Source organism: Affinirhizobium straminoryzae, from assembly GCF_007004135.1.
Taxonomy (GTDB): domain Bacteria; phylum Pseudomonadota; class Alphaproteobacteria; order Rhizobiales; family Rhizobiaceae; genus Neorhizobium; species Neorhizobium straminoryzae.
On record NZ_VJMG01000022.1, the window covers coordinates 1 to 12,711 of the forward strand.

The following is a 12,711-nucleotide window of genomic DNA, read 5'->3' on the forward strand; positions in this document are numbered from 1 at the left end:
CGGCCGGCGGGGAGGACGCTGGCCGTGGCGTCTTACTGGGGATCGGTCACGAAACTGCCGCCCCGGCAATTCTTGAGGTAGTTCAGCGCATGCACCTGGCCCGTCATTTCCAGCTGGTCGCGGTAGACGGGATCATGCCAGCCTTCGATATCGACGGAACCGGACCATCCGGCAAGCCGAAGCTCGGACATCACATCCGTCCAGTTGGTGTCGCCAAAGCCCGGCGTGCGCATGAAGACGAAGGGATGCTTGCCGAAAATGCCGTGCTCGCGGATCACGTCCCAGCGGATCGTGGCGTCCTTGCCATGGATGTGGAAGAACTTGTGCGCCCATTTGCGGATCTGCGGCAAAGGCTCGATCAGATAGACCATCTGGTGGCAAGGCTCCCATTCGAGCCCGATATGATCGTCCGGCGTCTCGTTGAAGATCAGTTCCCAGGCATCCGGATTGTGGGCGATGTTCCAGTCACCCGTCTGCCAGTTGCCGTCCATGGCGCAGTTCTCGAAGGCAATCTTCACGCCCTTGTCAGCCGCGCGGCGGGCAAGCTCGCTCCAGATCTCGCGATAGCGCGGAAGGCTGTCCGGCAGCGGCCTGCCGCGCACGCGGCCGGTGAAACCGGCCACGCAGGTTGCGCCGAAGTGATGGGCATTATCGATGCAATCCTTCCAGCCCTGCAGCGTCTGCAGGTCGATGTCGGTGCCTTCGAGCGGATTGCCGAACATGCCGAGGGTGGAGATGGTGATATCGCGATCGCCGATCGCCTCCACGCAGCGCTTGCCGAGATCGGCCAGATCCTGGCCGTTGGTGGTCTGCCAGAAGAAGGGCTGGAAGCTCTCAAACCCCATGTCGGACAGTTGGCCGATGCGCTCCGCGGCCTTGCCGGCCGAGGCGCTGATCATGGTGCCGATACGGATGGACTGGGCGGGATTGCTCACAGGTCAATGTCCTTCTGTCTGAATGCTGACGACCTGGCCGGTGCGGGCGCTTTCGATGGCGCCGAACACCATGGCAAGGCTTCTGATATTGTCGTGGCTCACCGTCTCGGGCACCGTGCCGCCACGGATTGCCGCGACAAAATCCCTCAGCACGCTGCGGTGGCCATGCGTCTGCGTTTCGAACGGCGCTTGCGGCACATCGACCGTGCGCAAGCCGCGCAGCAGGCCGGCCTCATCGCCCGCCACCGTCGCCTCGAAGGCGTCTTCGCCATCCCAGGTCAGCATGCCCTTGGAGCCGATCAGCCGCCAGGCGCTTTCCCAGCTGGTCCGGCGGCCCTCCGCGCACCAGGAGCCGCGATAGGTCAGAACGACGTCGTCCGAGAGCCGGAAAATCGCATTGGCGGCCGCACCGTGGCGATACCAGGAACCGGCAGGATTGGTTTCGACGCAATAGACCGAAAGCGGCACCTTGCCGGACACGAAGCGGGCGGCATCCAGCGTGTGGATCGCCATGTCGAGCAGCAGGACATGATCCATGTCGTCCCGGAAGCCGCCGAAATGCGGACCGATGAAGAAATCACAGTGAACACCGGTCAAGGTGCCGATGACCCCCTCCTCCACCGCCCGGCGCAGCCGGCGGATGCCCGTGATGAAGCGGCGATTCTGCACAATGGCGTGGATGCGGCCTGCCTGCCGTGCCACTTCGATCAGATGCCGCGCTTCATCCATGGAGATGGACAAAGGCTTTTCACTCAGAACATGGCAACCATGAGCAAAGGCCGTTTCCACGACGGCGGCCCGCGCGACAGGCACAACCACGTCGAACACGAGTTCCGCGCGCGTCGCCGTCAGCACCTCGCCGAGATCGGTTCCGATGCGGACGGATGACAGTCCGAAATCCTGGGCCAGCGCCTCGGCCGCACCTCGGTTGAGATCCACCAGACCGACGACGATCACATCCCTTTTCAGATCGGGATCGTCCTGCAAGGCCCTCAGCCAGCCTCTGGCCATAGCTCCGCACCCGCACAAAACGGCTCTGTATGTCACTGAAATCCTCCTGCGGACGGAATGGAACTCCTCTTCCATCACCTTCCGTAAACGTTTACGACACTAATTGCGGGGGACTTGCCCTGTCAAGAGGCTTTCCGTAAACGATAACGGAGCAGAAGGGATACAAGGCGCACATGAAAGGCATTCGCCAACTGGCAGATCACCTCGATATCTCGATCGGCACCGTGTCGCGCGCCTTGAACGGCAAGCCGGATGTGAACGACGAAACCCGCAGGCGCGTGTTGGAGGCAGCCGAAAAATTCGGCTATGTCGCGAACCAGGCCGGCCGTTCGCTGCGCAAGGGAGCCACCGGCATCATCGGCTTCATGATGCAGACCGGGCATGAAATCACCGGCCAGGGCGACACCTTCTTCATGAGCGTGTTCGACGGGGTGCAGACGGTGCTCGCCCGCCACAAGCTCGATCTCGTCGCCCTGCTCTGCTCATCGGAAGAAGATCCCGATGCCTATATGAAGCGCGTTGTAGCGCGCGGCTTTGCCGACGGCATCATCCTGTCCGCCACGCGTTACCGGGATGATCGCTTCGGCACGCTGCACAAGGCAGGCATACCCTTCATTTCGCTGGGACGCAGCCGGAGCGATGTTGGCCAGCCCTGGTACGACCTCGATTTCGAGGGCATGGCAGAGACCGCCATCGATCGGCTTGTGGCGAAGGGCCACAAAAAGATCGCCATCGGCCGCCCGGAAGGCGAAATCAACCTCGGTTACGTGTTCGAGGAACGTTGTCACGCGGCCCTGGCCCGGCACGGGCTGCGGCTCGATCCGGCCCATGTCTTCCGCTCCCGGCCGAACGAAAGCGGCGGATACAAGCTGGCGCGGAATTTTATCGCGGCGCCCGCACAGCCAACGGCCATGGTCCTGCTGAACGAGGCGACCGTGATCGGCTTCTATCGCGGGCTGGAAGAGGCCGGACTGACGCCCGGCCGCGAGGTGGCGGTGATCGGGCAATACAGCCCGCTCGTCCAGTTCCTGTCGCCGCGCCTGACCTGTTTTCGCCCCGCGCTGCGAGATCTTGGCGTGGCGGTGGCGGAAAGCCTGCTTTCCACCATGCCCGCCTTTGCCGACGCCTATCCGCAGGCGCCGCGCCAATGCCTCTGGCCGATGAACTTCATCGAGGGCGAAAGTGGCTGATCGCAGGCGGCTCAGGCCGCTGCGGCGGCCTCAGCCTCGACCCGCGACAGCACGAATTCGAAGGCGCGCCTTGCTCCTTCGATGGCGCGAGCCTCTTCCTCGGCAGACAGTTCGACCGCGTCGAGCGCCGCGGTGAAACGACGCCACTGCAGGCCCCGGCCTTCCGGATGGCCGGCCAGATGACGGGCACCAAACTCTTCCGACAGGCCAAGCTGCTCCTTCGCCGCCTTGAGCAGGAAGGCGGCACCGAGATTCGACCCCTCCGCCACATAAAGCCAGCCAAGCGCTTCGGCGCCCCCGATGGCGGGCCTTTCCTCAACGGGCAGAAAAACAGGAGCTCCGCCCAGATCCACCACATCGGCACGCACCTCAGCCAGGCGGCACCGGTCGGCAAGGTCAGGCAGAAGAGAGGCCAGCCAGGCATCATCGTAGAGTTCCTCTATCGCGGCATGGAACGCACACTGGATCTTGAGGAAGCGGAGATAGTTCGGCCGCCCGGCAAACGGCTGCAGCGACATGATGCGTCCATCAAGGCGCTCGTGTGTCGGATGGGTTTCGGCACGCAGACGCGCGGCAAGGCTGTCGACAGGGCTGGCGGGTTGGATGGTCATCGTCTTTGCTTCTTGAAAATTGCAGGGTTCGGCTGGCGACACCGATCGGAACATCGTCAGGTAGCGCCGGGCGTCCAAATGAAAAGTCCGACGGACAACGATTGCTGCCAGACGGCACGATCGGCATACACAAACATGATTATATTAATCAAGATAAATCTGGAAAGTCGCGCTCGCCGGTTGCCTTTCGGCATTGCAGGAGAAAACCGGCTTGGTTCGTCACATCGGGATGGAGAGAACGCGGTATAAAAAAGAAGGCCGGCCCCGGAGGCACAGGGGCCGGCCTGGAGCAGAGGAAGCGGCAGGGGGGCCTCTCTTCCGCTCAACAATGGCGCCGACGCATAAACGCCAGCGATTACGCCTTACCCTTTGACGGATGCTCGGAGATCCTGCCGCCCTGTCAAACGCGATCACGGGTCTCGGAAAAACGCGTGTGCGCGGACAGAGGACGTGCACGAAGAGGCGAAGCAATCCACAATCTGGGACGCTCTCTTTTTACCGGTCACCGGTTTCCGGGGTTGTGCCGATGATTTCCGAACATCTCCGTCGGTCGCATTTTTGTAACGAAATGTTTCTCGTTCCCCTTCGGAAACATTGGTTTACAATTTTTTCCAGCTGCCGCGTCGCCGATCGGCTAGTCAGGACTGGATTGGAAAGGACATCTGATGAACGGCAGTGGTCACATCCTGATCGTCGACGACGACCGTGAAATCCGGTCGCTGCTGTCGCGCTATCTGGCTGAACAGGGCATGCGGGTCAGCGTTGCAGCCGACCGGAAGGAATGCGAAGCGATGGTGGCAACCGGCAAGCCGGATCTGGTGGTGCTGGATGTCATGCTGCCGGACGGATCGGGTCTCGACATCTGCCGGATGCTGCGCGAGCGCCAGCCCTCGCTTGCCATCATCCTGCTGACCGCACTGAAGGAAGACGTCGACCGGATCATCGGTCTGGAAATCGGCGCCGACGACTATCTCGGCAAACCCTTCAACCCGCGCGAACTTCTGGCACGTATCAAGGCCATCCTCCGGCGCACGGGGCAGACAGCGGAAAGCCCGCCATCCGCCCGGCTCTATTTCTTCGAGGGCTTCGAGGCTGATCCTGCTCTTCGCATGGTCCGCCACGAGAGCGGCGCCCAGCTCGACCTCACAGGTGCCGAATTCGATTTGCTACAGGTTTTCCTGGAACGCCCCGGCCGGCTTCTGTCGCGCGACCAGTTGCTCGATCTCACACAGGGCCGCAACCGCGATCCGATGGACCGTTCGATCGACGTACTGATCAGCCGGCTGCGGCGCAAGCTCAACGAGCATACGGAGGCCATGATCTTCAAGACCGTCCGCAATGGCGGGTACCAGCTGACGGTGACCGTCAGAACCCTTGCGGGCGGCCGATGAAGTCGCTTTACCACCGCATCGCAGCGCTCCTTGTGCTATCCATCGTGTCGGTGGTCGGACTGGCCACCTTCGTTGCCAGCCGCGTGCTGGAGCCGCCGGATGCACACGACATCCTTGCGCCGGTTGTGTCGCAGATGCGGCTGACGCTGGCGCTGGTGGAAACCGACCCGGCGAAGGCCGCAACCGCCGGCGCCCGGCTGGACAACCGGCTTCCGGACGGCCAACCCCATGCGCGGTTGAGCGAAGCCCTTGTCGAGATGCTGGCAGCCGACGACATCCATCTGCCCTCCGAGGTCATCAAGACGAGTGAGACCCCGCCGATGATGGCGGCCGTGCGCACGCCGGATGGCGCATGGGCGGTGTTTCGCATCCCGCATCGCGCACCGCCCTCCGACTGGCTCTATATCCTCGGCGGCTGGATGCTGCTGATCGTGCTTGGAAGCCTTGCCATTTCCTTCTTCATCGCCTCGAAGATCACCCGGCCGCTGGAACTTCTGGAAGGCGCTGCCGAAAGTATCGGCAAGGACGGGCTTCTGCCGCCCATCCCCGAAAAGGGCAGCCGCGAGGTGCGCGCCACGGCTCGCGCGCTGAACCGGCTGAGCAGCCGGCTGCGCAGCGCTCTGGAAAGCCGCATGCGGCTGGTGGCAGCCGCCGGCCATGACCTGCGGACCCCCATGACCCGCATGCGGCTCAGGGCGGAGTTCATCAGCGGTGATGACGAGCGCGCCAAATGGCTGTCCGATCTCGAGGAACTGGACTCGATCGCCGACAGCGCGATCGGGCTGGTGCGCGAGGAGACCAGCGACTCCGGGCCGGAGTTGATCCGTCTCGACATCATGGTGCGGCTGATCACGGAAGAACTGGCAAAACTCGGCTTTGCCATCGAGCTTTCCAGTGCCGCCGATGCAACCGTGCCAGCGCAACCCATGGCGCTGAAGCGGGCGCTGCGCAATCTCGTGATCAATGCCGCCACTCATGGCGGCGGTGGTCGCTGGCGGCTCGAGACGACAGCCAAAGACGCCGTTCTGACCATCGAGGATGGCGGGCCGGGCATTCCCGAGGATCTGCTCGGCCAGGTCTTCGAACCGTTTTTCCGCGTCGATCCTGCCCGCCGCAAGACGGCGCCGGGGGCAGGCCTCGGCCTTGCAATTGCCAAGGAAATCGTCAACCGCTTCGGCGGCGATATCGACATCGCAAACCGGCCGGCCGGCGGGCTTGTGCAGACGGTGCGGTTGCCGCTTTCCGCCTGACCGCGGTCCGGAGGCTTTCCGGTGACGCAAACGTGATTGCATCTCCGCTTATGAAAGAAATCCCTTCTGCACGCTCGTGCGAATACTGTGCTGTTATGGGCGCATGGCTTGGAGGGAGACCACGATGACGAGACTGACCGCAAGGGACTTTCCGCAGGAACTGCTGGAGCTTTACGATTTCTATGCGCATGGGAAGATCACCAAGCGCGAGTTTCTCGATCGCGCCGCGAAGTTCGCGGTGGGCGGCATGACGGCCGCCGCGCTGGTCGCACAGCTTTCACCGGATTATGCGCTCGCGCAGCAGGTCGAGTTCACCGATCCTGACATCCTCCCGGAATACATCACCTATGCCTCGGAGAAGGGCAATGGCCAGGTGCGCGCCTATCTCGTGAAGCCGGCCAAACTGGAAAGCAAGGCGCCGGCCGTCGTGGTGGTGCACGAAAACCGTGGCCTCAACCCCTATATCGAGGATGTGGCGCGTCGCGTGGCGAAAGCCGGTTTCATCGCGCTGGCGCCGGATGGCCTCACCTCTGTCGGCGGGTATCCCGGCAACGACGACAAGGGCCGCGAGCTTCAGGCCAAGGTCGATCCGGAAAAGCTGATGAACGACTTCTTCGCCGCGGTCGAATTCCTGATGGAATATCCGCAATCCACCGGCAAGGTCGGCATCACCGGCTTCTGCTATGGCGGGGGCGTTGCCAATGCGGCCGCCGTCGCCTATCCGGAACTCGCCGCCGCCGTGCCCTTCTACGGCCGCCAGCCGCGCGCGGAAGACGTGGCGAAGATCAAGGCGCCGCTTCTTATCCACTATGCGGAACTTGATACCCGCATCAACGAGGGCTGGCCGGCCTATGAAGCGGCGCTGAAGGCAAATCACAAGACCTACGAGGCCTATATCTATCCCGGCGTGAACCACGGCTTCCACAACGATTCCACGCCGCGTTACGACGAAGCCGCCGCAAAACTCGCTTGGGACCGGACAATCGCCTGGTTCAAGCGCTATCTGGCCTGATCAACAATGGCCGCGCCCGCACCCGCAGGGCGGCCATCTCACAAGGGTGCCGCTCAGCCCCTGGTCGCGCGGGCCGCGGCAACCAGCCCGTCCAGCCATTCCTGGTGGCCGTTGATCATGGGATTGGGCACGGACTTCGCCAGATCCCTCGCAGGCCCTCCGTTCTGTGTTTCCTGCGTGAGAATGCGAACCCGGCCACACGACAGATCTTCGATCAGCCAGGCATGGTGAACATCCAGACGCGCTTCTGTGCCCTCCTCGCCTGCCCACCCATGCCAGGCAATCCGCGCCGGCTGTCCCTCAACAGGCGGCACATGCTCGACCACCTGAGCATTGACGGGAAAGCCAAAAGTGCTGAAGAAGAACCGCACGTCCGGTTCGAGTGCCGGGCCCTTCCCGTCTTCAATAAGGATATCGGCCGCGTTACGATAGTAGGTCGGCCAGCGGTCCGGAACGTTGAGAAAGGGCCAGACATCGGCCGTCGTCAGCCCGGCCACGATCACTTCGTTCGAGCAGTAGTTGTCGGTGAAACCGGGGACATAGCCTTTTGGCCATAGGATATCGCTCATGTCATTCTCCTGAAATCGTCAACGCCCATGCGACGTCGGATGCTGGGAAAATGCCGATGGATCAGTTATAACTCCAATCGCTATTTCTGATTTCAGTTATCATCGTGGCCGATATCAAGACAACCGACCTCAATCTGCTGAAGGCCTTCGCTGCCCTGATCGAAACCGGATCGGTGACGCGGGCCGCAGACATGCTGGGCCTGACACAACCGGCCGTCAGCGGCATGCTGGCGCGCCTGCGCGACACGTTCGATGACCCGCTGTTCGTGCGCACCCAGCGCGGCGTGATCCCAACACCGCGCGCCGAGGCACTCGCGGAACCGGTGCGGGCGGCGCTCGCCGCGATCCAGTCAGTTCTCGTCCCGCATGTCTTCGAGCCAGGCATGACAAACCTCACGATAAGTCTCGCGGCAACGGACTATGCGCAGAAAGCCGTGGTTCTGCCGCTGCTGACAAGCCTTCGACACGACGCGCCCGGCATCCGTGTTGCCGTGCGCCCCGTCGACAGGGAACACCTTGCACGACAGATGGAGAGCGGGCTGGTTGACATGGCCCTGATTACCCCGGACATGGCACAGGACACCATGCGTAGCCGCCACCTGTTCGATGAGACCTATGTGTGCGTGATGCGCGACAACCACCCGGCAGCCAGCCAGCCAATGGATCTCGACCTTCTCTGCGCCCTCGATCACGGCATCATGTCGCATGACGGCACGCAGTTTCGCGGCGCAACTGACGAGGCACTGGCCAGGATGGGGCGCCGCCGCCGCGTCGTCGCCAGCATCCCGAGCTTCATGGTGTTGATCGAGATGATCCGTTGCAGCGACCTGATGGCCTTGCTACCGCGGCGGCTGGTGGCCGAGATGACCGGTCTTCACATCACCGAGCCGCCACTTGCGGTGACCGGCTTCAGCAAACTGTTGACCTGGCACGAACGCCTGCAGCACGACGCTGCGCATCGCTGGCTGCGCGATCGGATCGCGGAACTGGCAAGCTGACAACACTGACGGATTTGGCTTGCCTCGGCAGAGATCCCGCGCTCCGGCAGGGCGACGGAACCCTTCCATGCATCTCCACTGCTGCTTGAGATGCATGGAAGGTTTACCGCGGAAACACCATCCCGTCGAACAGCTTGCGGGCAGTACGCACGGATCCCGCCCCGCGCAGTGTCCCATCCTCCGCAATGTCGAGAAACACTTCCATGGCACCCGTCGGATGTTCCACCTGATAGCGTCCGTCGGGAGGCTGGACGGCGAGCGTGTGGGCAGTGGTTCCTGCAAGACGGGTGGCAGTCGCCACCGTGATCGCGGCAAAGACGCCGACGGTCGCATGCACGCGATGCGGAATGAAGCTGCGCGTCGCAATGGCGCCACCGGCCCGAGGTGCAGAGACAAGCGTCATCTTCGGCACGGAGGCGGCCGTTACGTCGCCGAGCATCATCATCGGCCCCGCCTGCAGGCGGATCGCCTCGATCCTCGCTTTGAGCGCCTCGTCGGCCTCCAGCGCCTCGCGGCTTTCCTCCCCCGTCAGTCCGAAATCGGTGGCGCGCAGGATGACGCAGGGCATGCCGTTATCGATCAGCGTCGCCTCCACGCCGTCGATCACGTCCACCGTGTTTCCGGTCGGCAGCAGTGCGCCGCACATCGAACCTGTCGTGTTCATGAACAGCAACGGCACCGCCGCGTGGCGACCGGGCACGCCGGCAATCTCGGTGTCGCCGGCATAGTTCACACGGCCGCCGGGAGTCGCAATCCGTGCCACGGCCACCTCACCGGTATTGACCATGTGGATGCGGACCTCGGTGCACTCGCCGGTCGGGGCGACAAGGCCCCGCTCGATCGCCGCCGGACCAACGCCAGCCAGAATGTTGCCGCAACCCTGCGCATCGCTGACCAGCGCCTTGTCGACGAAGACCTGCAGGAACAGATAGTCCACATCGGCATCCAGCCGGCTGGGCGGTGACAGGACTGCCACCTTCGATGTCAGCGGATCGGCGCCGCCGATGCCATCGATCTGGCGCGGATCGGGCGACCCCAAGATCTGCAGCAGCAGATCGTCGCGTTCGGCGGGATCGGCCGGCAGGTCTTCCTTGAGGAAGTAGGCGCCCTTGGACGTTCCGCCGCGCATCCACAGGCAACGGATACCGTCAGACATATTTCAGCCCCTTGGCGTCCAGCGCCGGTCGCATGTTGTAGATGTCGAGCCCCAGTTCGCCGGCCGCAAGGCGCTTGCGCTTCATCTCTTCATTGGCCAGCCGCTGTTGCGCCGCAGCGAGCACCGCGTCCGCCTCCGCGCGGCGCACGACGCAAACGCCATCGTCATCGGCGACGATCACGTCGCCTGCCTCGATATGCGCTCCGGCACAGACCACGGGCACATTCACCGAGCCCAGCGTTTCCTTCACCGTACCCTGCGCGGAAATCGCCTTCGACCAGACGGGAAACCCCATGGCGGTCAGATCCCGCACATCCCGCACGCCGGCATCGATGATCAGACCGCGGCAACCGCGCGCCTTGGCAGATGTCGCCAGCAGATCGCCGAAATAGCCGGTGTCACAGGGGCTGGTCGGCGCCAGGACAAGAATGTCGCCCGGCTTTAGCTGCTCGATCGCCACATGCAGCATCCAGTTGTCGCCGGGCGGCGCAGAAATCGTGATCGCGGAGCCCGCGATCTGGCCCCCCGCATAGATCGGCCGCAGATAGCTTGCCAGAATGCCCCTGCGCCCCTGCGCCTCATGCACGGTCGCGACACCGGCCGCAGCAAGACCATCGATAACGGAGGCCGCGGCGCGTTCGATGTTCTGGACAACCACGCCCATGTCAGTGCTCCTTGTTCACCGGCGGTGTACCGTGCGTATGGAAGGTTTCGATCGTCTTCAGGCCCCAGGCCTGGCCCTTGCGTCGCTCCGTTTCCGTCCAGACCACCGGCTGCCAGTCCGGCGCGAGGATCAGCCGTGCCCCTGCATTGGCCAGTTCGACGCGGTTGCCGGCCGGTTCCCAGACATAGAGGAAGAAGGTGCCCTGAATCGCGTGCTTGTGCGGCCCGGTTTCGATGTGCACGCCGTTCTGAAGGAAGATGTCGGCGGCCCGCAGAATGTCTTCCCGCTGGTCCGTGGCATAGGTCACATGGTGCAGGCGGGCATTGCCACCACCATGTTCTTCCGTGCAGGCGAGATCATAGGTCTTGTTGTTGATGGTGAACCAGCAACCGCCGAGCCGGCCATTGTCCAGCTGGATCATTTCCGTCACGCGCGCGCCAAGGCAGGTTTCCATGAAGCGACGGAACTCCCGGACGTCGGAACTTAAGAGGTTCAGATGGTCGAGCCGGCGCGGCGCAGCACCGGAAAAGGCAGAGGCCGTGTTCTTCAGCGCTGCCCGCTCAGCCTCCTGCTGCGGCTGATACCACCGCGTTTCCCAATAGATCTCGAAGATATGGCCGAACGGATCCTCGAAGCGGAAGGCGGGGCCGTGGCTCTCATCCCCGTCAGTCCAGCCATGCACGGCGTAGCCCGAGGCTTCGATCGCCGCCACGCGGCGCTGAAGCGCGTCCGGGCTTGCGGCGCGATAACCGATATGACCGACGCCTGTGGTCGTGGCCCGCGTCAGCTTCAGCGTGCAGTATTCGTAATCGTCCCAGGCCCGCAGATAGGCGGAAGCCTCATCCTTTCCGGAGAGTTTCAGACCATAGACGCGGGTGAAGAAATCGAGGCTGTCCTCGAAGCGATCGGTGAACATTTCGACATGGCCGAGATGGGCAATATCGAAGGACGGATTGGTGGGCTCAGACATGCGGGCTCCTCCCCAGTGCTGCGTGACGGCCGGTCCGGATCAGCCGGAGCGAGCCTAAAGCTCGTCCACCGTGCGCGGAAAGACCGACTGAAAACCTTCCGCATATTTCGCGGCCCGGCCACCCGACTGACCGCCGGAATTGCGCATGAAGTGGTTGGCCCGGTTTTCCGCCACGCGTGTGTAATACTCCCACAGATGCTCCTGGCCCTCCATGCATTCGATGGCGGCCCGTTTTCGGTCCCAGACGGGTGTGATGTCGAGGAAGACATCCGGCTTCCAGCCCATCTGCTCGGTCTGGTGCGGCTCGAACAGATAGAGTTGCGGGGCGCCGAGCACCGTCTGGCCGGGATTATGCCCCCAGGCCTGGGCGATCATTCGCGCCTCGAGCGCCACCTGCGTCGCATACATGTGGTCGGTGTTGTAGGGATCGTAGTGCGAGTGGCTGAGCATGAAGGCCGGCTGCACGGCGCGGATCACGTCGACAAGGCGATACTTGTCGTCGTCCGTCAGCCGCAGCGGATAGTCGCCGAGATCGAAACTGATCAGGTCATGCACGCCAAGCGCCTCGGCCGCCTTTTCCGCTTCCGTCCGCCGCGCAGCCTTCACCCGCTCCAGGGTCATGCCCGGCTGTTTCCACAGCTTGGCGGATTCGCCGCGTTCGCCGAAGGAGAGGCAAACGACCGTGACCTGATAGCCTTTTGCCGCATGCAGCGCGATGGCGCCGCCGCAGCGCCAGACAAAATCGGCAGCATGCGCGCTGATGACAAGAGCGGTCTTTCCCGCCGGGCTTTCGCTGGACATCCTGTTTCCTTCCCGAAGGTTTCCTCCTCCCAAGGCTTGCGCCGGCAGCCGCTCGAGATCAAATGGAAACACCGCACCTCATCATAAGTTCAAGCTATAAGGGCTGGCGTTGACGGGCAGCCTTTGCCACACTCTTCCGCACACAAGGGGAGG

General features: G+C 63.2%; 13 protein-coding genes. 5 read left to right on the forward strand and 8 right to left on the reverse strand.

The window, feature by feature from the left end:
• Positions 1-32 precede the first annotated feature (32 nt).
• Both FNA46_RS09895 and FNA46_RS09900 read right to left on the reverse strand, forming a co-directional pair.
• Entirely contained in the window at positions 33-935 is a 903-nt protein-coding gene (locus FNA46_RS09895; protein WP_143125034.1) for a sugar phosphate isomerase/epimerase family protein, read from the reverse strand.
• Between the two features lie 3 nt (positions 936-938).
• Complete coding sequence (locus tag FNA46_RS09900; RefSeq protein WP_143125035.1) at positions 939-1,982, reverse strand: Gfo/Idh/MocA family protein; 1,044 nt, start codon at positions 1,980-1,982, stop codon at positions 939-941.
• Positions 1,983-2,119: 137 nt separating this feature from the next.
• Between FNA46_RS09900 and FNA46_RS09905 the strand changes: the two genes are divergently transcribed.
• Positions 2,120-3,136, forward strand: coding sequence for a LacI family DNA-binding transcriptional regulator (locus tag FNA46_RS09905; protein ID WP_143125036.1), 1,017 nt, complete (start codon positions 2,120-2,122; stop codon positions 3,134-3,136).
• Between the two features lie 11 nt (positions 3,137-3,147).
• On the opposite strand, the gene FNA46_RS09910 is transcribed toward FNA46_RS09905, so the two are convergent.
• Complete coding sequence (locus FNA46_RS09910; protein WP_143125037.1) at positions 3,148-3,747, reverse strand: biliverdin-producing heme oxygenase; 600 nt, start codon at positions 3,745-3,747, stop codon at positions 3,148-3,150.
• Between the two features lie 665 nt (positions 3,748-4,412).
• Here FNA46_RS09910 and FNA46_RS09915 point away from each other — a divergent pair.
• From FNA46_RS09915 to yghX, 3 genes are all read left to right on the forward strand, one after another.
• The gene (locus tag FNA46_RS09915) at positions 4,413-5,138 is read left to right on the forward strand and encodes a response regulator (protein ID WP_143125038.1); all 726 of its coding nucleotides are present in this window, start codon (positions 4,413-4,415) and stop codon (positions 5,136-5,138) included.
• Entirely contained in the window at positions 5,135-6,388 is a 1,254-nt protein-coding gene (locus FNA46_RS09920; protein WP_143125039.1) for an ATP-binding protein, read from the forward strand. Before FNA46_RS09915 ends, FNA46_RS09920 begins: the two co-directional genes overlap by 4 nt.
• Before the next feature lie 124 nt (positions 6,389-6,512).
• On the forward strand, positions 6,513-7,400 hold the full coding sequence (gene yghX, locus FNA46_RS09925) for a YghX family hydrolase (RefSeq protein ID WP_143125040.1): 888 nt from the start codon (positions 6,513-6,515) through the stop codon (positions 7,398-7,400).
• Positions 7,401-7,453: 53 nt separating this feature from the next.
• Here the strand turns inward: yghX and FNA46_RS09930 are convergent, their stop codons facing one another.
• Entirely contained in the window at positions 7,454-7,969 is a 516-nt protein-coding gene (locus FNA46_RS09930; RefSeq protein ID WP_143125041.1) for an SRPBCC family protein, read from the reverse strand.
• A 104-nt stretch (positions 7,970-8,073) separates the two neighbouring features.
• Between FNA46_RS09930 and FNA46_RS09935 the strand changes: the two genes are divergently transcribed.
• Positions 8,074-8,967, forward strand: coding sequence for a LysR family transcriptional regulator (locus FNA46_RS09935; RefSeq protein ID WP_210245868.1), 894 nt, complete (start codon positions 8,074-8,076; stop codon positions 8,965-8,967).
• 103 nt (positions 8,968-9,070) lie between these two features.
• On the opposite strand, the gene FNA46_RS09940 is transcribed toward FNA46_RS09935, so the two are convergent.
• Genes FNA46_RS09940 through FNA46_RS09955 form a run of 4 tightly spaced genes read right to left on the reverse strand, consistent with a single transcriptional unit; the run spans position 9,071 to position 12,558 of the window.
• A complete protein-coding gene (locus FNA46_RS09940; protein ID WP_143125043.1) occupies positions 9,071-10,123 on the reverse strand; it encodes a 4-oxalomesaconate tautomerase in 1,053 nt (350 codons plus the stop codon).
• Positions 10,116-10,787, reverse strand: a complete 672-nt coding sequence (locus FNA46_RS09945; RefSeq protein ID WP_143125044.1) for a 4-carboxy-4-hydroxy-2-oxoadipate aldolase/oxaloacetate decarboxylase — start codon at positions 10,785-10,787, stop codon at positions 10,116-10,118. The genes FNA46_RS09940 and FNA46_RS09945 overlap by 8 nt, the downstream gene beginning before the upstream one ends.
• A gap of 1 nt (position 10,788) precedes the next feature.
• Entirely contained in the window at positions 10,789-11,757 is a 969-nt protein-coding gene (locus FNA46_RS09950) for a VOC family protein (protein WP_143125045.1), read from the reverse strand.
• Between the two features lie 54 nt (positions 11,758-11,811).
• Entirely contained in the window at positions 11,812-12,558 is a 747-nt protein-coding gene (locus FNA46_RS09955) for a PIG-L deacetylase family protein (RefSeq protein WP_143125046.1), read from the reverse strand.
• Positions 12,559-12,711: the final 153 nt, after the last annotated feature.